The organism is Nocardioides mangrovicus, assembly GCF_003674065.1.
In the GTDB taxonomy this organism is placed as follows: Bacteria; Actinomycetota; Actinomycetes; order Propionibacteriales; family Nocardioidaceae; genus Marmoricola; species Marmoricola mangrovicus.
The window spans coordinates 650,675-670,153 of sequence record NZ_RDBE01000006.1 but is presented as its reverse complement, the minus strand read 5'-3'; the positions used below and the strand labels follow the sequence as shown (position 1 = coordinate 670,153).

Genomic DNA, 19,479 nt, shown 5'->3' with positions numbered 1-19,479 from the left:
CGTCAGTCGGCGAGCGCCTCGAAGCGCAGGGCGTCGCTCATGCCCTCGCCGGTGCGCACGCCGCGCCGTTCCAGGCCGATCTCGCGCATCCCGGCCCGGCGCAGCACGGCGATCGAGGCCACGTTGTCCACCGCGGCCCCCGCCGCCACCCGCAGCAGGCCTAGGCCGCCCTCGTCGGCGGGGACGAAGGCGTGACGCAGCGCGAGCCGCACCGCCTCGCCGGTCAGGCCGCGACCGCGGGCGTCGGGGTGGGTGGAGTAGCCGAGCATCGCGGACCCGAACGCACGGTGGATGCGGAAAAGGGAGACGTCGCCGAGGAACCGGTCGTCGGCCGGGTCGGCCGCCGCGAAGAGCAGCCGCTCACCGAGCGCCATCTCCTCGCGGGCGCGCAGCAGTCCGGCGCGCGCCTCCGCGTCGCCGAACTGCTCGGGCAGGAAGTTCCAGCGCCGGGTGAGCGGGTCGTTCTCCAGCTCCACGACGCGTGGGCTGTCGTCCTCGCGAGGCGCGCGCAGCCGCACCCGCTCGCCCTCGATGGTCGGCACCTCGAACCACGGGTAGCGCGGGCTGCGCTCCTCACCGGCCAGCAGCATCCCCACCCAGCCGTCGTGACGTCCGCCCCGCTGCGGGAGGTAGCCGCGCACGGTGCCGTCGAAGGAGAACCCGAGCTTCCAGGCCAGCCGCCGCGAGGCCCAGTTGCCGCGGTCGGCCCACCAGACCACCGCCTGCAGCCGCAGCGTGTCGAAGCCCCAGCCCAGCAGCAGCCGCAGCGCCCGCTCCATCGCGCCGGTGCCGCGGACGTCGGGGTGCGAGCCGTAGGCGATCTCGGCGCGGCCGTCGCCTTCGTTCCGCAAGGAGACGGTGCCGCCGAACCGGCCGTCGACGTCGACCGCGAACGCCCACTCCTGGTCGCTCTCCCAGCCGCCGGGCATCGCCTCGGTGACGAAGGAGCGCGCCATCCCACGGGTGTAGGGCACCGGCACGGTGGTGAACTCCACGCTCAGCGGGTCGACGCACTGCTCGTACACGCGCTCGGTGTCGGCCTCGGTGTGCCGACGCAGCGAGACCACCGTCGCGCCGTCGGGGTCGACCAGGATCGGGAAGGTCGTCATGGGTGTGACCCTGCCAACGCAGCGGGCTGCACGCCAACGGGAATAGCGTGGTCGTGATGTCGTTTCCGCCTGATGTGACCACGACCCTGGAGACGCCTGCCCGCACCCGGCCCCAGGTCCGCGCGAGTCACTTCGGGCTGGCGCTGCTGGCCCTGGCCGCGGGCGGCTTCGCCATCGGCACCACCGAGTTCGTCACCATGGGCCTGCTGCCGCAGGTGGCGCGCGGCGTCGACGTCTCCATCCCGGTGGCCGGTCACGCCATCTCCGTCTACGCCGTCGGCGTGGTGGTGGGCGCCCCGACGTTCGCGTTCCTCGGCGCCCGGCTGCCCCGTCGCGGTCTGCTGATCGCGCTAATGGGCTGGTTCGCGGTCTTCAACGCCGCCACCGCGGTGGCCGGCAGCTACCACCTGCTGCTGGCCGCGCGGTTCCTGGCCGGGCTGCCGCACGGGGCCTACTTCGGCGTCGCCTCGCTGGTCGCGGCCTCGCTGGCCACGCTCGAGCGCCGCGGCCGCGCCGTGAGCCGCGTGATGCTCGGTCTGGCGGTGGCCAATATCCTGGGCGTGCCGGCCGCCACCTGGCTGGGCCAGCACCTGGGCTGGCGCTCGGCGTACTGGACCGTCACCGCGCTCGGTGCGGTCACGATCGCGATGGTGTGGGCGTTCGTCCCCTCGGCGCCGGGCGACCCCGAGGCCACCGGGCGTCGCGAGCTCAGCGCCTTCACCAGCCCGCAGGTCTGGCTGACGCTGCTCACCGGCGCGATCGGCTTCGGCGGCATGTTCGCCATGTACTCCTACGTCGCGCCGACCATCACCGGCGTCGGCGGCCTCCACGAGTCCGCGGTGCCGTGGTTCCTGCTCTCCTTCGGGCTGGGCATGACGGTCGGCACCTGGCTGGGCGGCCACCTGGCCGACTGGTCGGTCTTCCGCTCGCTGTTCCTCGGCTCGGTCACCACCGCGCTCTCCCTGCTCCTCTTCGGCGCCGGGATCCACCTGGGCTGGTGGGCGATCGTGACCCCGTTCTTGGTCTCGGTCTCCAGCTCGGTGCTGGTGGTCAACCTGCAGCTGCGGCTGATGCAGGTGGCCGGCGACGCGCAGACGCTGGGCGCGGCCATGAACCACGCCTCGCTCAACCTGGCCAACGCGCTCGGCGCCTGGCTGGGCGGCATCGTCATCTCGGCGGGCCTGGGCTACACGGCTCCGGCCTACGTGGGCGTCGGGCTCTCGCTGCTCGGGCTGGTGGTGCTCCTGGCCTCGGCCGCCCTGCACCGGCGTACGCGGCGGTAACGGCGGCTGCCAGAATCGACCGCATGCCGACCTCACCCCCGGCACGCCCCCGCGTGCTCTCCGGCATCCAGCCGACCGCCGACTCCTTCCACTTCGGCAACTACCTCGGCGCCGTGCGGCAGTACGTGAGCCTGCAGGAGACCCACGACGCCTTCATCTTCGTCGCCGACCTGCACGCCATCACGATGCAGCACGACCCGAAGCTGCTGGCCGAGCGCACCCGGATCTCGGCCGCGCAGCTGATCGCGGCCGGCCTCGACCCGGCGCGCACGACGTTGTTCGTGCAGTCGCACGTGCTGGCCCACACCCAGCTGGCGTGGGTGCTGCAGTGCCTCGCCGGCTTCGGCGAGGCACGGCGGATGACCCAGTTCAAGGACAAGTCGGCCAAGGAGGGCGAGGGCGCCGCGTCGGTGGGCCTCTTCACCTACCCGATCCTGCAGGCCGCCGACATCCTGCTCTACCGGCCGCAGTACGTGCCGGTGGGGGAGGACCAGCGCCAGCACCTCGAGCTCACCCGCGACCTCGCGCAGCGCTTCAACCACCGCTACGCCAAGACCTTCCGGCTGCCCGAGCCCTACATCCTCAAGGAGACCGCGAAGATCGCGGACCTGGCCGACCCGACGCGGAAGATGTCGAAGTCCAGCTCCTCGCCCGCGGGCATCATCGAGATGCTCGACGAGCCCGCCCGGTCGGCCAAGAAGGTGCGCTCGGCGGTCACCGACTCCGACGCGGTGGTGGCCTACGACCCCGAGACCAAGCCCGGGGTCTCGAACCTGCTCACCATCTTCGCCGCCCTGACCGGGCGCGGCGTCGAGGAGATCGCCGCCTCCTTCGAGGGTCGCGGCTACGGCGATCTCAAGGGCGAGCTGGCCGAGGTGGTGGTGGAGTTCGTGACCCCGTTCCGCGATCGCACGCTGGAGCTCCTGGAGGACCGCACCGCGCTCGACGCCATCCTGCGCGACGGCGCGGAGCGGGCGGCCGCCGTCGCCGACACGACCCTGGCCCAGGTGTACGAACGTGTCGGTTTCCTGAGCCCCTCGCCTACATTCGACGCATGATGCTCATCGGAGTGTCGATCGCCGTGCCCGACCCCGCCGGCACCGACCTGCAGGACTACCGGGTCGGCCTGGGCGACCGCGACGCCAGCGGCATCCCCACCCACATCACGCTCGTGCCGCCGACCAAGATCGACGACGACGAGCTGGGCGGCGTCGTGGAGCACCTGAGAGCCGTCGCCGCGGAGCACCACCGGTTCGAGATCCGGCTGCGCGGCACCGGCACCTTCCGGCCGCTCTCGCCGGTCGTCTTCGTCAACCTGGTCACCGGCATCTCCGAGTGCGAGCTGCTGGCCGACGCGGTGCGTACGGGCCCGCTCGACGTCGACGTCGACTTCCCCTACCACCCGCACGTCACCGTCGCCCACGAGCTGCCCGAACCCTCGCTGGACCGGGCCTTCGACGACCTGGCCGGGTTCGAGGCCGCCTTCACCGTGAAGGGCTTCTGGCTCTACACCTACGACGACCAGCCGGGCTGGGTGCCACAGCAGGCCTTCCCGCTCAGCGCCTAGGTCGCCGAACCAGGTGGCCGTCCACCTCTACGTCGACGTCGACGGGGTGCTCAACGCCCTCGCGCCCACCTCGGACTCCGGCTGGGAGTCCTACGAGAGCGTCGTGGTGCGGGGCTACCGCATCCAGTGGTCGCCGGAGCTGGTCGTGCGGCTCAACGCGCTGGCCGCGCGCGAGGACACCGCGATGCACTGGCTCACCACCTGGGGCGCGGACGCCCCCGGCGCGCTGTGCCCCGCACTGGGCATCGACGGCCGCGACTGGCCCGTGCTCGGGCCGGTCGAGCACCACATCGGTGGCCGCAGCTGGGGCGGTCTCGCGGACGGCCCGTGGTGGAAGCTCGAGGCCATCGCCCAGCACCTGCCCGACGGCGTCCCGGCCGTCTGGCTCGACGACGACCTGCGCCACGACCCCGACGCCCTGGCCTGGGTGGAGCAGCGCGGCGACGTGCTCGGCATCGCGCCGGCCCTCGAGACCGGGCTGACCCGGGCCGAGGTCGATCAGGTGGAGCGGTTCGTGGCGGGGGCGGGGTGAGGGGCTCACCACCTTTGTCCGGTGGGTCTGCGACTATGTCAATCATTCCGCCCAGAAGGACGCACGGAGGAGCGGGCGCTGTGGTCTCTCCAGCGTCGGAGCGGACGGGACACAGCAGGGGGGTCGTATTCGTTCAAACTCGGAAAACGCCCAGGACTCCTTCGTCTCGCGCCCGAGCGAGCACCTCCGGAAGGCCTGCATAGTCCTCCGACGAGAACAGACGCACCTCCCGGGAAGCTCGGGAGATTGCCAGGTAAAGCAGAGACAATGCGCCGCGACGCCGAACACCCTGATTCGGAACGTTGACGGAGATCTGCGGTAGGCCTGCAACCAGGACGGTGTCGAACTGAAGGCCGGCGAGATATTCGGCCGGACCGATCACTATGCCGCGGTGGTTGTACTGCAGAACTCCGGTTGACTCGCGACTGGTGATTGGGATCACCCTGTAGGTGCCGGACTTCCCGATGCGTTCGATCAGCGGCCGATAACGCGACATTGAGTCTTCGTCAAGGATCGCTAGGGCGATGCGCGCGCCTGTGTGACCCTGCGAATAAGTCTCGCTCAGGGCCTTGGCGATAGCAGTTTCCTCATCCGCGAACGAGTCGGAAAGGAAGAGAGCCGGTTTCGGACCGGGGCTGGCGAGCGACTCGACAGCAGAGATCGAATACTGCCAGTCTTCATCGAGGTTTAGATTTGCCCAGTCTAGGTGAACGTGTTTGATGAGATCCAATATCTGCGGTGACGAACGGTGGACGGTTGGAATGTCGACCGTCTTGACCTCGTTGTCGTCATCAGGCGGCCCTAGCCGACTAGTGCTCTCTGCGTTCTCGCCCTCGAAGTACACGTCCCATGGCGACTGTCGCGGGTCCATCGCCATGAAGATGCGTGGGTATGAGTCCACGTCGCGACTTAAGTAGCGCAACGAGTGCCGCTCTAGGGTGTTAAAGAGGTGGAACTCGTCGACGAAGACCAAGTCGTAGCCATCCTGAAGTCTTCGGTGGTTCCAGGTGAAGCCCTCGAGATAGTTCAAGAAGTCATTCAACAACTGATCCGAGGTCAACAGTTTTCGCTCCTGAAGCGATCGGTAGTACATGGAGTACATCCCGTAGACCGCGCGTTTGTCGCCGATCTCGTCGAGTCGCATCATCCACGGCGCACGCGGAACGCGTAGATAGCGGCTCTCGGCGTTGACCGCTGGAAAGATTCCATCAGCGCCTAGGACGCAGCCAAACTCGATGAGGCAATCCCAGGCGAGCCCACGAAGAACGTCTTGATCATCGCTTTCGAGACGCTCACGAAAGTTGGAACCACACCGTCCGCGATACGTGATCCAGTCGCCCGAACGGAACTCGGAAATCACGTCTTCAATCTCGGCGAGCTGCGTCATCTTTCCTGTGAGGCTGTCATCACCAATCAGCTCGAGATCGCCGGGGATCATTCCGGCCGGCAGAGTTTCCTGCGCAACAGCGACAAGCGGCAGGACGTTGATCTCGTCGAGCCGACCATGCTCGCTTATCACTGTGAGGAGCTGGTCAACCTCGCCGGCAAGCGACCAACTATGCGTCACAAAGAGAACGCGGATACTGCGGCCTTCCGAGCGAGCTTTCGTTGCTTCACGAACGGCTTTGAGGCAGAGCGTCAGGGTCTTCCCGGAGCCTGCGGGTCCTCGCAAACGTATCGAGCTGTCCGTCGGAGCTTCAACGAACTCTCGCTGCGGAGTGGTGAGGTCGGGCAGCCATTGACTGTATGTGCGCGCCTTAGTGATGCTTTGTGCCTGAAGAGCGGGTTCGAGAGAGACGTCAATCCCCAACGATGTCGCAGTCTCCTGGCCTAGGGCAGCAAGAGCCTCACTGCGCCAAGCGTGCCACGCTTCACGAGCGGTTATGAATCGAGCAGCGTCGGGCGAATACGCTTCCAACGACTCCTTATCCTGCGATGACGTCAGTTCCCAAAAAGCAACGTCGCCGCGCTGATCAGCATTCACCTCTGCGATCCATCGATCAGATCGTCCGATGGCTTCAGGTAACGCAAAGAAGGCCATCAGGTTGTCGTGCTTGTACTGGCGCCACCCTCTTGGGAGGTTGATCGGATAATTTTCCGCTCGCTGGGCAAAATTCAGAATCCGATGGAAGGCGGCGTCTTGATTTGCCCGCAAAGTCTCGGGAAGAAAGCCCCTTTCCCTTTCGGCCATGAGGGCGATGAGGATCTCATCTTCGCTGTCTTCGCGACTGTAGACCGCGCGAACCCTCACGCCGTCGAGCTCGCGATTGACTTCAAAGAGGTCCGAGCCGGCGAAGTTCATCGTCGCCCCCGCGGCCACTCGTTCGAGCGACCGCTTGGTAAGAACTGCGGCAGACTTCATCAGATTCCCTCCAAAGAACGAACTCGCTCAGCATTGGCATCGTGGGCCTTTTCGTATTCCTCTGGCAGGCCAATTGCCGAAAACACACTTGCGAAGCGTTGGGTCAGTGCATAGATGTATGGCGATCGCAATCGGCTAACTCGGACGTACTCAGCGTCCCCGGGAAGCCGCGATGCAGTCAAAGCGACTACCGTGTCGTCCAGCTCAATTACGCGCCGGAGGTATGCCACGTAGCCACTCACGTGCGCCGGCGAAACCTCGTTCAGAAAAAGCGCGTCTCCTGGTAGTTCTCGTAAGCACGAAGCGAAGTCACTGGCCACAGCTTGGCGTGCGCGGTCGTCTGTAGGTACATCGCCCAATTCCAGTTTGGCGGCCGCGAGCGACCAAACCGCCTGTCTTATCGAGGATGGTTCTTCACTCAAAAGGGCTCCCGCACAGAGGGCTATCGAGTTGAATCGCTCTGCGGATGCACCTGCCAGTTTGAGCGCTGCGGACAGAGCCCGCGTATCGGCTTCTTCCGCGAGCCAGGAACGCATTCGCTCTTCTGAAATTTGAACTGCTCCATCTCGCGCCTCTGAGCGGTAAACCTTGAGGAGCTTGGCCACTAGCCGTGTGACTAGTCCGTCGCGAAGTCGTTCCGCCCGGAACGACAATAGGTAGTCCGGAGCTTCGAGCAAGGGCACACAAGTGAGCGCGCCTCCGTGCTTTGCATGCGCGAGATCGCAGTCCGCAGTGAGGATCACCAACGTTTGGCGCCAGCGGTCGCAATCAGTTGCGATTGCTTGTAGGACGTCGCCCTGACGAATGGGACTGCTTGGCTGTAGGTCGAACCATTCCGGGAACAGTGGAGCTCCCACCGCCACCTGCTGCACGCTGTTCACAGTCCTTCCATCCTCAAACCCCGAAAAGATCAAAGTGAATGACCGCCAGCCTTCTTCGGCCCGGGGGGTCTATGTACCCACCGGAGTATCCGCTCCGGAAGCAGCCCTACGCCACACTAGGGAGGACGCGGTAGTTCCGTGTGTATTCGCCCAATCGCTAGTGGAAGTTTGGGGCGTCTAGCGACTTTGCGCGGGTCGCCGTTGCTCCTCGCGCGTGCAGCACCCTCCACGACCAGCGCCATTCCGCCGCGTCTAGTCGTGATCCTGGCCGCCACCAACCAGGGGCATCGTGGCTCCCGCAGCCAATAGATTGGACTATCCACGACCTGGTTTCTCGAGGGTAGGTGCGTCCGGCTCACGCGTCCGGCTCACGCGTCCGGCTTGCGCGTGTCAGCTAGGTGTCCAGGGGTGCTGAGACACTGTGGTCATGTCGCTGATCGAGTGGACGCGTCTGGAGCCTGGCCAGGTTGAGGCACTCGTGGCCATGTTTGTGAACCGTGAGCGCATGGGGTCGACCCGGATCACGCCGTCGCGTGGCGACGGTGGTGTCGACATCTTGGACCGCGGTGCCGGCCCGACCGGAGGCGACGTGGTGTACCAGGTGAAGCGTTACACGGACGGCTTCAGTACGAGCCAGAAGGCGTCGGTGAAGGATTCGTGGGACACGCTGCGGTCCGATCCGCGTTGGGACGATCTGCGGGTTGAGGAGTGGCATTTGGTGATGCCGTTGGACCCGTCCCCGGAAGCTGAACTGTGGCTGCAGGACCTCGCGAAGGACTCGGGTGTGTCTGCGACGTGGCGTGGCCTCGGGTTCGTCGAGCAGCTCGCTGCGAAGTTCCCGGACGTGGTGGATTACTACCTCAAAGGCGGCGCGACCCGGATCCGGGAAGCGCAAGCGGAGGTGCTGACCCTGATGGGTCTCGACAACGTCGGGACCGCGACGTCGACGCAGGAAGTGACCGAACGGGTGCAGCGTGCGCTCGGCGTGCTCGACCACGACCCGCATTACCGGTTCGAGTTCCGGTTCGGTGAGGGTCCGCTGCCGACACCGCCGGCGGATCGACCCGGCCTTGTGCTGCATACGGCACAGGGGACCCGAGACGGCGGCAGGTGGATCACTGTCGACGTGATCGCCCGGTGCGTCGCTTCCGCGGACGTAGAGCCAATCACGATCAACGGGCGCTTCGAGGCCGAGCCCGGCACGGAGCTCGCGAAGGCGATACAGGAGTTCTACGAGTACGGGGCGCCGGTCCACGCCGAGGATGCGTTCACCGGCGAGCTGACCGCGCCGGCTGGTCTCGGCGGCGAGCTGACGAGCGCAACGGTACAAATCGGGACAGCGATCAACACGGATCTCGGTGACAATCCCGCGATGCACCTCGACATTCTCGGTCCGGACGACACGGTCCTCGCGTCCGTCGACATGGACCGCACCGAGCGAAGCCAAGGGCTCGACGGCAGCGGAATCCGGGTCGTGCTCCGCGAGGTCAACGGAATCTTCGAGCTCGAGGAACGATGGAACCTGACCCAGCAAACGGAGTCGCGCCACATTCGCAGCGGCGACATCACTGGCCTACCAGTCCGGGTGGCGGTGCCCGGCATCCAGTTTCTGACCGAGCTGAAGTCGCCGAACCGGATCCGGATTAGCTCGCGGCATACCGCCCCGGGCCGAGGCGTCGTCGACGAGCACACAGACTTCGGATGGGACCAGGAACAGGTGGGCGGACTGGCGGCTGTGCGTCGCATCCTCGAGGTGCTGAACGTGATCCAGGACCACGTCGGCACTGTCATTCGCGTGCCGGACTTCCCGAAGGTCGACCCGGGTCAGTTTCAGGCGTGGCGCTTCGCAGCGGCCATGCTGCAGGGTCGTGAGTTGACAGCAACGATCCCAGAAGGGCAGGCACTTACGTTCGACCTCGACTCCGAGATCGAAGTTGAGGACTCGGTTGCGGTCTCACTGCCCTGGGAGGTCACGATCGACGATCAGGTGATCGATCTTGGGAGGTATGAGGTACTGCTCGACGAGCCGACACTCGTCCATCGAGCGCCTGTCGCAGGTGGATTCAGCCACACGTTCACGACTAAGGACAACAGGATCAAACAGCGCCGCGCCTCGGCCACAACTTGATTGTCCGGCCCGGCGGAGCTACGCGCACCGTCCGTGGTCCTGATCGAGAGCCTCGCAGGGCATTGGCCGGACATGGCGGGAAACATCGGGGCTCAAGCCTTCTCCGCGTATCCGCTCGGGTCGCCAAGGGCGCAATTTAGGCGCGTCATTCCGCCGCGTGCTGGGCGCCAAGATCAGCCCAATGAGGCGCCGTCCCCTACGAAGTCGTTACCCGTCGGCCGCATCAATCCACGGGGCGGTGAACTCGCACCGCCAGCTCCGGCGAAGTCGTCATGCGTCACCTGCCTCGGGTTTCACCGCAAGGCTGAGCTTCACAACCGGGGTAATCCCGAGTTCGTCACAACGTCTGGCCCACGCATCGATCTTTTGCTTAAGGATGATCGACCCGGAGTCAGCAAGGTGGTCCGGCAGATTCTTGGCTCGGTATCCCAACCAAAGGCAGTAGCGCTCGAAATCAGGTACGGACTTCACGCCTGCTTTGTTGTGCAGAAGCTCGAGAACGTTCATCGCTTGGTCGACCACGTAGTTGAGCTTCTGCGGGGTACCGAACTTCACCGCGTACACGGTGGTGTCCTTCGACAGGTCCCAAGCTTCGACAGGGGTCGCGGCGCTCGTCTTAAGTATTTCGAAGTCTTTGTCTGCCACTTGGTACCCGTGCTCGACGAGCTCGGCATTGAAGTCTCCCTCGCGCACCGTGATCCTGGCGAACTGCGGCTCCACCTCTTCAATCGCGATGTCGCGGATGGACTCGTTGAGGAAGTCCAAGTAGTCCTGATTGAACTTCAACCACTTGCCGCCAGTCAGGACGACGCGGTCATCGTCGCAGATGAAGTCGACGGCCTCTTTGATCGGTTGCACTACATCGGGGCCATCCTCGCTGATGCGGGTGACCCGGAGTTGAAGCAGCTTTCCGCGCGGAATCTTGCGATCCGCGATGTACTGCTTGACGTCCTTCATCGTGAGTTGCTCGAGGTCCACGGCCTTGTAGTGGCCGCAACGGAGGCGGAAGGTTCCGAGGCTGCCGAAAACGAAGTCCACGCCGAACAACTCGAAGGTGTTGGCTGTGAGTTCACTGGTGCCGATCGGCGCTGTCAATTCGTCGAGGAGCTTCTCATCGAATCTGGCGACCTCTTCCTTTTCTGTCAAGACGACAGTGCGCGGGAGTTTGAAGCGTTCCGGCTTGGCTAGCTCTGCCTCGATCGTCGTCAGGAACTGTCCGATCCCGTCCGGGGTGATGTCCGGTGACAACAGCGCGGAAGTCCCAAACTTGCCTGTCTTGCCGTAGGTGGTTGCTGAGGCCGGGATGATTGAGGCCTGGAGGAAGTCAACGGACTCTCCTGGGGGCACGTTCAAACGAGCGTGCCCGCTGAAGCTCCGAATGCTCTTGCGTTGCTTACCCTGGAATCGCTTGGCGGCAGTCTGGGCAATGTCTTCGGCATCGGCGATGCGCTTCGCCAACTCAATCCCGAAGTCGTAGTCACAGTATGGCCGCACGTAGAAATGCGCTTTGCCAAAGCTAATTGCGTAACAGGTCTTGGCATTATTCAGGAGAAACACCGCGAAGTAGGACCTGTTGTAGTACTTCTTTCCACTCAGGTAGTCCGCGAAAGTCGTAACCCAGGAGATCGCGCCAGGTTGCGGATCATCCGAGAACAGGAACTTTCCCGACCATCCAGCTTGGTCCACCTCTGTAGTCACTGTAAGACCGACCTCGTCCAGTCGAGATCGGAGAAGGGCAGTTTGTTCGTCCGGAATCTTGAAAACGTTGAGGCGCATCCGATATCTCCTCTTGTTCACCCATGGGAAGGCTACGGGAGCCAGCGTCTATGGCGGTCGAGAAAAGGCCCGCTCATGAAATCCAAGCCATCAACTGCGTCCAACCTTGAGCCGGGGACCGATGGTTCCGCACCTGGAGCTGGGCCGAAAGTTGGGGTAGCCGGCGCCGATCCCTACCGTCGTCGGTGCCACTGCACTCGCCGAAAGCTCATCATGAATCCCGGAACCTGCCTATCTTGCGGAGCTCTAGTCGATCCCGACTACGTCGATAGACACAGCCGATGGCACTCGGCCATCGAGCGCAAAGTCCGCGAAGTTGAGGAACAGGATCAACGCGCTGAGCGCCTAGCTAAGAACGCCCGCCCTTGCTGCTCGCCGCATTGAAAGAGATCTGGATCGGTTGCGATGGGTGCGGCGTACCGCCGCGAGTGTCGCGGTTCCTGTCCACCCGACCTCGCTCCTCACGCCGCCTGAAGATCACCTTCCCGTTCTTGCCGGTGGACATCTCGTAGGTCGGATCGTGGGCGCGGGCGTGGTGGTGGGGGCAGAGGGCCATGCCGGAGAGGTCGGTCCTGCCGCCACGGATCCACGGGATCGGGTGGTGGATGTGCCCCATCCAGGCGGGCCAGTCGCAGCCCTGGGCGCGGCAGGTCTTGTCGCGACGCATGATGATCAGCCGCAGGGCCGGGCTGTGAAAGCGGGCGCTCCGGCCGAGGTCGAGGGTCTCGGACTTCGAGCCGAGCACGGCGGGGATGATGCCGGCCTCGCACGCCATGCGGCGGGCCTCCCACGCGGGAAGCTCGACCATGCCGTCGAGGGTGGCCACGCCATGCTCGGTGAGCCGCGCGGTCAGGTCGTCGAGGCGGAGGTCGACGACGACGCGGGCGGTGACGCCGCCGCTGTGGGGGACGTGGTCGGCCGACATGCGCTCGAGGAGCTCGCAGAACGCTCGGCCCTGGCGCTGAGGTGACTCGCGGTGACTGATGCCGGCTCCTTCGACGGCGCGGCGATGCTTCGGTGAGCCGTAGGCGGTGACCAGCTTGGTGAGCATGTGGCCGTGCGCGGCGGGCAGCAGGAAGCGGCCCTCGACGGAGCCGTCGCCGCGATCGCGAACCTCCAGCCGGGTTCGCTCCAGGGCCCGTCGGTACTCGGCGTCCACGGCCTTGGCCTCGAGCGCTTCGGCGACGTCCGGTGCGACCACGCGCAGCAGGTGACGGCCCAGCCGGCGCAGCTCGTCGGGGTGGTGGTCGGCGCAGAGTCCGATCAGGTGCGTCTGCGCGGCGGCGAGTACGTCGGGGCCGAGGTCGGTGGGAAGCCGGTCGAGCGCCGCCACGACCACTCGGGCCTGCGCCTCGGACACCTCACCACCCGCCATGGCCACGCGCAGCGGCTCGCGTGCGTCGAGCGCCGCGGCCAGGCTGAGGCGGGCGGCCGTGGCTCGTGGGGTCTGCTGGGTGCCACGGACCCACGCGGTCTTGACGTCGACGTCGCCGGTGGCCGCCTGCGCTGCCAGACGCAGCTCCGTGTGGGCGACCCGTGTCGCGACGCGGTGGGCCAGCACCATCGCCTCGGCGAGCTCCTCCTCGTCGAGCCCGAACACCGGTGTCGACCCGTGTGCGTCCAGGGCCGCGTCGACCCGCTGGAGCAGGGTGAGTAGCGGGCTGGACATGGCTCTATTCCAGCACCGGCGACCGACACTTTCGCCAACCAGGTAAGGGATCTGAGCGTTCTCGCCGATTCTTTCTCAGACTCTTCCGGTGGCAAGAATCATGCTCAGCCGACCGGCACCAGCGGGTGGATGGCGATGTCGCCGGCCAGGTGTCCCTCCGCCGCGGCCAGGGCGGCCCCGACGTGCTCGGTCTGCATGTGGGCGTCCAGGTCGTCCTGGCCGCGCCACTCCTCCACCGTCACGAACACGCCGGGCGCGGCGGCCGACTCGAAGAGCTCGTAGGAGAGGCACCCCTCCTCCGCGCGGGTGCCCTCGGCGAGCGCGATCAGCGCGGGCCGCAGCTCCTCGACGGACTCGGGCTTGATCGGGATGGTGGCGATGACACGCAGATCACTCACGGACGACCTCCTGGACGGGTACGGCGACCCTAGCCGTTCGCGGGGCCCCGCACGCGCTCGCTCGCCGGGTCGTAGAGCGGCTTGGTCGAGACGCTCACCGGGTGGACGTCGCCGCCCACGTCGACGGTGTAGCCGGCCTCGGCCACCGGGGTGCGCACGTAGGCCAGCCCGACGCACGCGCCGAGCGTCGCGCCCCAGGCCGCGGAGGTGACCTGGCCGACCGGCTCGCCATCGAGCAGCACCAGCTCGCCGCCCCACAGCATCGCCTCGGGGTCGTCGACGACGAAGGACACCAGCCGCCGAGCCGGGCCCTCGGCCCGCAGCCGCTCCAGGGCCTCGCGGCCCAGGAAGTCGACGTCGGTGCGCAGCTTGCAGGCGAAGAGCAGCCCGGCCTCGACGGGGGAGAAGTCCGGGGTGAGCTCGCGACCGAAGGCGCGGTAGCCCTTCTCCAGGCGCAGCGACTCGATGGCGTAGTAGCCGCCGCGGACGACGTCGTCGTGCGCGGTGAACGCCTGGTAGACCCCGACGGCCAGCTCGACGGGCACGTACAGCTCCCAGCCGAGCTCGCCGACGTAGGTGATCCGGGTGGCGCGCACGCGGGCGTGGCCGAGGTCGAGCTCGCGGCTGGTGCCGAAGGCGAAGCCCGCGTCGGAGAGGTCGGCGTCGGTGAGCCGGGCGAGCAGGTCGCGCGCGTGCGGACCCATCACGCCGAAGACGGCGAGCGAGGTGGTGATGTCGTCGTAGCGGACGTCGAGCCCGGCCGGGGTGTGGCGCCGCAGGTGGTCGAGGTCGCGGACGGTGGTGGCCGCGCTGCTGACCAGGAGGAACTCCTCGGGGGCGACGCGGGTGACGGTGAGGTCGGACTCGTAGGTGCCGCGGGCGTTGAGCAGGCCGGTGTAGACGGCACGGCCGACCGGCACGTCGACGTCGGCGGTGCACAGCCACTGCAGCGCGGCGACGGCGTCGGGGCCGCTGACGCGGTACTTGGAGAACGACGTTTGGTCGAAGACGCAGACGCCGGTGCGGGTGGCGGTCTGCTCCGCGGCCGACCAGGGCAGCCAGTTCTGCTTGCCCCAGGCGTACTCGATGACCGGCTGCTCGCCCTCGGGGGCGAACACGTTGACCCGCTCCCAGCCCATCCGGCTGCCGAAGACCGCCCGGTCGGCCTCGTGGAGGTGGTGCACGGGGGAGCGGCGGAACGGCCGCGCGGTGGTCATCTCGCGGTTGGGCCACGGCACCTCGTAGTGCAGTCCGAGCACCTCGCCGACGCGCGCCCGCAGCCAGGGCACGTCGGCGTTGAAGCGGGCGAAGCGGCGCAGGTCGACCGCCAGCAGGTCGCTGGTCGGCTCGCCGGCGACCACCCACTCGGCCAGCGCGCGGCCGGCGCCGCCGGCCGAGGCGATGCCGACGGAGTTGAAGCCGGCACCGACGTAGAAGCCGTTGAGCCCGGGTGCGGGGCCGAGCAGGAAATGGTTGTCGGGGGTGAAGCTCTCGGGGCCGTTGTAGAACTTGCGGATGCCGGTGGTCTCCAGCGCGGGGATCCGCAGCAGCGCGTTGTTCATCAGGATCGAGAAGTGCTCCCAGTCCTCGCCGAGGAGGCTGAACTCGAAGGGGTAGGGGATCTCGTACGGCGAGACCCAGGGCTTGGCCTGCGGCTCGAAGCCGCCCACGACCAGGCCGCCGACCTCCTCCTTGAAGTAGGTGTAGCCGTCGGGGTCGCGCAGCACGGGCAGGTCGGGGTGGACGCCCTCGATCGCCTCGGTGACGACGTAGAAGTGCTCGGCCGAGTGCAGCGGCACGGTGACGTTGGCCATCGCCCCGACGGCGGCCGCCCACTGACCGGCGCAGTTCACCACCACCTCGCACTCGACGTCGCCCTGGTCGGTGACGACGCCGGTCACCCGGCCGCGCTCGGTGCGGACGCCGGTGACGCGCACGCCCTCGTGGATGCGGGCCCCGCCGGTGCGGGCGCCCTTGGCCAGCGCCGTGGTCAGGTCGGTCGGGTTGGCCTTCCCGTCGCCGGGGAGCCAGATGGCGCCCACCAGGTCGTCGGTGCGCATCACCGGGTAGCGCTGGGCCGCCTCGTCGGGGGTGAGCAGCTCGCACTCCAGGCCGTAGGCGTCGGCGCTGGCCGCGGTGCGCCGCAGCTGGGTCATGCGCTCGGGCGTGCGCGCGACCGTGACGCCGCCGCACTGGCGGTAGCCCGCCGAGAGCCCGGTCCGCGCCTCGAGCTCGGCGTAGAGCTGCACGGAGTACTGCACCAGCCGTGTGCCCGACTCCGAGGCGCGCAGCTGGCCGACCAGCCCCGCGGCGTGCCACGTGGTGCCGCCGGAGAGCCGGCCCTGCTCCAGGAGCACGACGTCGGTCTCGCCCAGCTGCGTGAGATGGTAGGCGACGCTGGTGCCGATGACGCCGCCGCCCACGACGACGATGCGGGCCCGCTGGGGGAGCGCGGCCATCAGTCCGCCACCTGCGCGTCGGCGAGCAGCCGGGGGAGCTCCTCGCTGGTGAGCAGCGCCACCGCCCGCTCGTAGTGCTCCAGCGACCAGGCCCAGAAGTCGAAGTCCAGCGCGCTCACCTCGTGCTGGATGACGCCCCACAGCGTCCAGCCGTACTGGCCGACAGCGCCGAGCAGCCGTGCCCGCGCCACCCGGCTGCGGCGGTGCCGGCCGTAGTAGGCGTCGACCAGCGCGGTGAGCCCGTCGGGGTCGAGCCCGGACTCGTAGCCGATGTTGCCCAGCTCGAAGCAGGCGTCGTTCATGCCGGAGTACTCGTAGTCGATGATCCACACGCGCTCGCCGTCGTCGATGAAGTTCTCGGCGAGCAGGTCGTTGTGGCAGGGCACCAGTCCCTCGTCGCGGACCGCCAGCGCCGCCGTCACCTCGGCGAGGGTGGCGGCGTGGTCGGCGTAGCCGTCGGGCAGCCGGTAGCCGCGCTCGGTGACGGTGCGCAGGTAGGCCGCCTGCCGCTCGACCATGTCGAAGCGACCCCGGAAGGCCGGCCCCTCGTGCAGCGTCCGCACCGCGGCCGCCAGCCGCGGCGCCATCGCCGGCTCCCGGACGTCGGCCGGGCCGAGCGTGCGTCCCTCGATGAAGCCGATCACGAGCACGCCGAGATCGGCCCGGTGGTCCAGCACGGGGGCGCCGACGCCGGCCCGCTCGGCGGCGAGGGAGTTGACGTGCTCGGCGTCGCGGTCGATGCCCAGGGCCGCTGAGCTCTCGTCGCTGAACCGCGCGACGTACACGCCGGCCTGGGTGGTCACCTTCAGGTTGAGGTTGGTCAGCCCGCCGGGGAGCGGCTCGACGGTCCGGGCCGGGTCGGCCAGCAGCGCGATGCGGTCCAGGGCCGCGGTGGCGGACTCCTCGGCTGCCGGCGCCATGGCAAAAGTCTAGACGGATCGGGTGGGCTGGACGAGGGCCACCGGTGCCGCGTCGACGCGGGCGTGCAGGGTGATCCGGGTGCGGTCGGGGCGGAAGACGTCGTGGGAGTACTCCACCGGCGTGCCGGCGACGTCGTAGGCGGTGCGGGTGAGCAGCAGCAGCGCCGTCGTGGGCTCGACGCCGAGCAGCTCGGCCCGGGTCTCCCCGGCGTTGACGGGCTCGACGACCTCGTCGGCCGAGACCGGCGGGCGACGGTAGCGGCTCTCCATCACCGCGTACAACGACCCGGTCAGGTCGGCGTTGAGGATGCCGGAGAACAGCGCGGCGGGCAGGAAGGTCTCCTCCAGGGCGATCGGCTGGCCGTTGGCCGAGCGCACCCGCACCACCTCGTGCACGCGCGCGCCCCGTCGCAGCCGTAGCGCCTGCCGGACCTCCGCGCTCGGCGTCCGGGTGCGCGCGCTCACCACCCGGGCGCCCGCCTCGACGTGGGCGCGGCGCATCTGCTCGGTGAAGCCCGGCAGGCCCGTCAGGTCGAAGTCGTAGCGGGGGCGGCTCACGAAGTTGCCGCCGAACCGGCCCCGGCGGCGCTCGATCAGACCCTTCGTGGCCACCCCGGCCAGCGCCTGGCGCAGCGTCATCCGGCTCACGCCCAGGCGGGCCGCCATCTCGATCTCGCTCGGCAGGCGGTCGCCGGGCACCACCACGCCGTCGGCGATCAGCGCCTCCAGCCAGGCCGCGATCCGCACGTGGGCCGGCTGCGCGCTCGCGGCGGTGAGGTCCACGGCGCGCGAGAGCACGGGATCGCTGCCCTCGTGAGCGGCCATCGGGTCACTCTAGGCGCGCTCGGGACCCCGCACGCCGTACCTGATGTGGGTGACCTGTGACGAGCCCGCCACCTCTAGCTGCTCCAGGCGCACGTCGCCGACGCCCTCGAAGAGCCGCTCGCCCTCGCCCAGCAGCACCGGGGCGACGTCCAGCGTCAGCTCGTCGACGGCTCCGGCCAGCAGCGCCTGGCGCACCGTGCCCGCGCCGCCGGCGATGTCGACGTCACGGTCGCCGGCGGCCTGCTTCGCCCTAGCCAGGGCGGCGTCGAAGCCCTCGGTGACGAAGTGGAACGTGGTGCCGCCCGCCATCTCGATCGGGTCGTGCGGGTGGTGGGTGAGCACGAACACCGGCGCGTGGTACGGCGGCTCCGGGCCCCACCAGCCCCGCCACTGGTCCTCGCCCCAGTCGCCGCGCACGGGGCCGTACATGTTCCGGCCCATCACGAAGGCGCCCTTGTCGGCCACGATCCGCCCGGCGAAGTCGGCGTCCACCGGGTCGTTGACCTCGCCCAGGTGCCAGTGGTGCAGCTCGACGCCGCGCCGGCCGAGCCCCTGCTCGAGCGACTGGCCGGGTCCCGCGACGAAGCCGTCGAGGGAGATGGACATGTGGCAGGTGACGATCGGCATCGGGCTCCGTCCGGGTGGGGTCTCCGGAAGAGTCTGACCGGGTCCGGGTGGAGAAGTCATCGCTCAGGTGGTGCGGCGCCCGCCGGCTGGCTGCGTCCGGCGGGCAGGCGCGACGCTAGGGCGTCCGAGCGGCGGTGCGGCGCCCGATCGAGCGGGTCCGACCGAACGGATGAGGCAAGATGCCCGGAGGCTCGCCGCTTGCGAGGAAGGTCGCTTTCGGGCGCGGTGCGCAGAAGGACGGGAGATGCCCGGATCAGGGGCCGATGATGGGGACGACCAGGACCCGGAAGGGTTCCGAGAGCGCGGACTCGTGGCCGGCGGTGTCGAGCGAGCTGACCGCGTAGTAGTAGGTGCTCAGCAGCTGCACGCTCGTGTCTGTATAGGAGGCCGCCGTGGTCGGGACAGCGTTGAGCCGCTGCCACGGGCCCGAGGCCGAGGCGGACCGGTACACGACGTAGCCGGCCAGGTCGGGCGTGGGGGCGTCGACCCAGTCCAAGAACACGCTCGGGAACACCGACTCGGCGTTCAGGTTGGTCGGCACGGGCGGCGCGAGGTCGCTCGGCGCGGAGACCGCGGTGATGCTCACCGACACCTCTCGGACGCGGCTGACCAGCCGTCCGTGCCTGCCGTGGCGCGGGGCCACGACGCGGTAGGACGCCAGGCCCGACGACGTGGGTGCCGGCGTGGTGAAGCGGTAGCGCCCGCCGGCCGTGGTGCGCCGATGGGCGACGGTGTGCCACGCGGTGCCGGTCTCGTGCCGCTGCAGCCGGACCAGACGGTGCGCAGCGGCGGCGAGACGACCCGAGAGGCGCACCGGCGCACCGGGCGCCACGGCGGTCGAGGAGACCGCCGGACGCGGCTGCCGCGAGGAGTCCGCGGCCGCCGGCGCAGCCCACAGCAGGCTCACCGCCATCGCGGCGAGGCCGACCCGAGAGAGCATCGA

Annotated in this window: 16 protein-coding genes; 5 read left to right on the top strand and 11 right to left on the bottom strand. The window is 68.1% G+C overall.

The genetic code is table 11. The annotated features are described in order from the left end of the window. Positions 1 to 2: 2 nt before the first annotated feature. On the bottom strand, positions 3 to 1,109 hold the full coding sequence (locus D9V37_RS09165) for a GNAT family N-acetyltransferase (protein WP_121805791.1): 1,107 nt from the start codon (positions 1,107 to 1,109) through the stop codon (positions 3 to 5). Positions 1,110 to 1,165: 56 nt separating this feature from the next. Here D9V37_RS09165 and D9V37_RS09160 point away from each other — a divergent pair, with 56 nt between their 5' ends. Genes D9V37_RS09160 through D9V37_RS09145 form a run of 4 tightly spaced genes read left to right on the top strand, consistent with a single transcriptional unit; the run spans position 1,166 to position 4,491 of the window. Further along, a complete protein-coding gene (locus tag D9V37_RS09160; RefSeq protein WP_121805790.1) occupies positions 1,166 to 2,392 on the top strand; it encodes an MFS transporter in 1,227 nt (408 codons plus the stop codon). A gap of 23 nt (positions 2,393 to 2,415) precedes the next feature. Further along, entirely contained in the window at positions 2,416 to 3,450 is a 1,035-nt protein-coding gene (trpS, locus tag D9V37_RS09155) for a tryptophan--tRNA ligase (protein WP_121805789.1), read from the top strand. Continuing rightward, complete coding sequence (locus D9V37_RS09150; protein ID WP_121805788.1) at positions 3,447 to 3,959, top strand: 2'-5' RNA ligase family protein; 513 nt, start codon at positions 3,447 to 3,449, stop codon at positions 3,957 to 3,959. The genes trpS and D9V37_RS09150 overlap by 4 nt, the downstream gene beginning before the upstream one ends. A 13-nt stretch (positions 3,960 to 3,972) precedes the next feature. Beyond that, entirely contained in the window at positions 3,973 to 4,491 is a 519-nt protein-coding gene (locus D9V37_RS09145) for an HAD domain-containing protein (RefSeq protein WP_121805787.1), read from the top strand. Positions 4,492 to 4,624: 133 nt separating this feature from the next. Here D9V37_RS09145 and D9V37_RS20050 read toward each other — a convergent pair whose 3' ends face one another. Together D9V37_RS20050 and D9V37_RS20045 are read right to left on the bottom strand one after the other, a co-directional pair. Further along, a complete protein-coding gene (locus tag D9V37_RS20050; RefSeq protein ID WP_147455908.1) occupies positions 4,625 to 6,853 on the bottom strand; it encodes a DEAD/DEAH box helicase in 2,229 nt (742 codons plus the stop codon). After that, positions 6,853 to 7,458, bottom strand: a complete 606-nt coding sequence (locus tag D9V37_RS20045; protein WP_147455907.1) for a hypothetical protein — start codon at positions 7,456 to 7,458, stop codon at positions 6,853 to 6,855. Before D9V37_RS20045 ends, D9V37_RS20050 begins: the two co-directional genes overlap by 1 nt. Before the next feature lie 703 nt (positions 7,459 to 8,161). Between D9V37_RS20045 and D9V37_RS09135 the strand changes: the two genes are divergently transcribed. Then, positions 8,162 to 9,862 carry a PDDEXK family nuclease gene (locus D9V37_RS09135; protein ID WP_147455906.1) on the top strand — a complete coding sequence of 567 codons (1,701 nt, stop codon included), beginning with the start codon at positions 8,162 to 8,164 and terminating at the stop codon, positions 9,860 to 9,862. Between the two features lie 270 nt (positions 9,863 to 10,132). Here the strand turns inward: D9V37_RS09135 and D9V37_RS09130 are convergent, their stop codons facing one another. From D9V37_RS09130 to D9V37_RS09095, 8 genes are all read right to left on the bottom strand, one after another. Beyond that, positions 10,133 to 11,638 carry a DUF6119 family protein gene (locus D9V37_RS09130; protein WP_121805784.1) on the bottom strand — a complete coding sequence of 502 codons (1,506 nt, stop codon included), beginning with the start codon at positions 11,636 to 11,638 and terminating at the stop codon, positions 10,133 to 10,135. A 349-nt stretch (positions 11,639 to 11,987) separates the two neighbouring features. After that, positions 11,988 to 13,307: an HNH endonuclease signature motif containing protein gene (locus D9V37_RS09125; protein ID WP_121805783.1), complete on the bottom strand. Its 1,320-nt coding sequence runs from the start codon at positions 13,305 to 13,307 to the stop codon at positions 11,988 to 11,990. A gap of 104 nt (positions 13,308 to 13,411) precedes the next feature. Further along, positions 13,412 to 13,705 carry a putative quinol monooxygenase gene (locus tag D9V37_RS09120; RefSeq protein ID WP_121805782.1) on the bottom strand — a complete coding sequence of 98 codons (294 nt, stop codon included), beginning with the start codon at positions 13,703 to 13,705 and terminating at the stop codon, positions 13,412 to 13,414. Between the two features lie 29 nt (positions 13,706 to 13,734). Further along, the gene (locus D9V37_RS09115; RefSeq protein WP_121805781.1) at positions 13,735 to 16,164 is read right to left on the bottom strand and encodes a GcvT family protein; all 2,430 of its coding nucleotides are present in this window, start codon (positions 16,162 to 16,164) and stop codon (positions 13,735 to 13,737) included. Continuing rightward, a complete protein-coding gene (locus D9V37_RS09110; protein WP_121805780.1) occupies positions 16,164 to 17,084 on the bottom strand; it encodes a choline kinase family protein in 921 nt (306 codons plus the stop codon). Before D9V37_RS09110 ends, D9V37_RS09115 begins: the two co-directional genes overlap by 1 nt. Positions 17,085 to 17,093: 9 nt before the next feature. Next, positions 17,094 to 17,909 carry a GntR family transcriptional regulator gene (locus tag D9V37_RS09105; RefSeq protein WP_121805779.1) on the bottom strand — a complete coding sequence of 272 codons (816 nt, stop codon included), beginning with the start codon at positions 17,907 to 17,909 and terminating at the stop codon, positions 17,094 to 17,096. Between the two features lie 9 nt (positions 17,910 to 17,918). Next, entirely contained in the window at positions 17,919 to 18,536 is a 618-nt protein-coding gene (locus D9V37_RS09100) for a dihydrofolate reductase family protein (protein ID WP_121805778.1), read from the bottom strand. Positions 18,537 to 18,789: 253 nt separating this feature from the next. Next, positions 18,790 to 19,476, bottom strand: a complete 687-nt coding sequence (locus tag D9V37_RS09095) for a hypothetical protein (protein WP_121805777.1) — start codon at positions 19,474 to 19,476, stop codon at positions 18,790 to 18,792. Positions 19,477 to 19,479: the final 3 nt, after the last annotated feature.

Excerpts from the sequence above, each read along its gene's own strand:
- D9V37_RS09165 (WP_121805791.1), bottom strand. The coding sequence starts at position 1,109 with ATGACGACCTTCCCGATCCTGGTCGACCCCGACGGCGCGACGGTGGTC.
- D9V37_RS09160 (WP_121805790.1), top strand. The coding sequence starts at position 1,166 with ATGTCGTTTCCGCCTGATGTGACCACGACCCTGGAGACGCCTGCCCGC.
- trpS (WP_121805789.1), top strand. The coding sequence starts at position 2,416 with ATGCCGACCTCACCCCCGGCACGCCCCCGCGTGCTCTCCGGCATCCAG.
- D9V37_RS09150 (WP_121805788.1), top strand. The coding sequence starts at position 3,447 with ATGATGCTCATCGGAGTGTCGATCGCCGTGCCCGACCCCGCCGGCACC.
- D9V37_RS20050 (WP_147455908.1), bottom strand. The coding sequence starts at position 6,853 with ATGAAGTCTGCCGCAGTTCTTACCAAGCGGTCGCTCGAACGAGTGGCC.
- D9V37_RS09135 (WP_147455906.1), top strand. The coding sequence starts at position 8,162 with ATGTCGCTGATCGAGTGGACGCGTCTGGAGCCTGGCCAGGTTGAGGCA.
- D9V37_RS09130 (WP_121805784.1), bottom strand. The coding sequence starts at position 11,638 with ATGCGCCTCAACGTTTTCAAGATTCCGGACGAACAAACTGCCCTTCTC.
- D9V37_RS09125 (WP_121805783.1), bottom strand. The coding sequence starts at position 13,307 with ATGTCCAGCCCGCTACTCACCCTGCTCCAGCGGGTCGACGCGGCCCTG.
- D9V37_RS09115 (WP_121805781.1), bottom strand. The coding sequence starts at position 16,164 with ATGGCCGCGCTCCCCCAGCGGGCCCGCATCGTCGTCGTGGGCGGCGGC.
- D9V37_RS09110 (WP_121805780.1), bottom strand. The coding sequence starts at position 17,084 with ATGGCGCCGGCAGCCGAGGAGTCCGCCACCGCGGCCCTGGACCGCATC.
- D9V37_RS09105 (WP_121805779.1), bottom strand. The coding sequence starts at position 17,909 with ATGGCCGCTCACGAGGGCAGCGATCCCGTGCTCTCGCGCGCCGTGGAC.
- D9V37_RS09100 (WP_121805778.1), bottom strand. The coding sequence starts at position 18,536 with ATGCCGATCGTCACCTGCCACATGTCCATCTCCCTCGACGGCTTCGTC.
- D9V37_RS09095 (WP_121805777.1), bottom strand. The coding sequence starts at position 19,476 with ATGCTCTCTCGGGTCGGCCTCGCCGCGATGGCGGTGAGCCTGCTGTGG.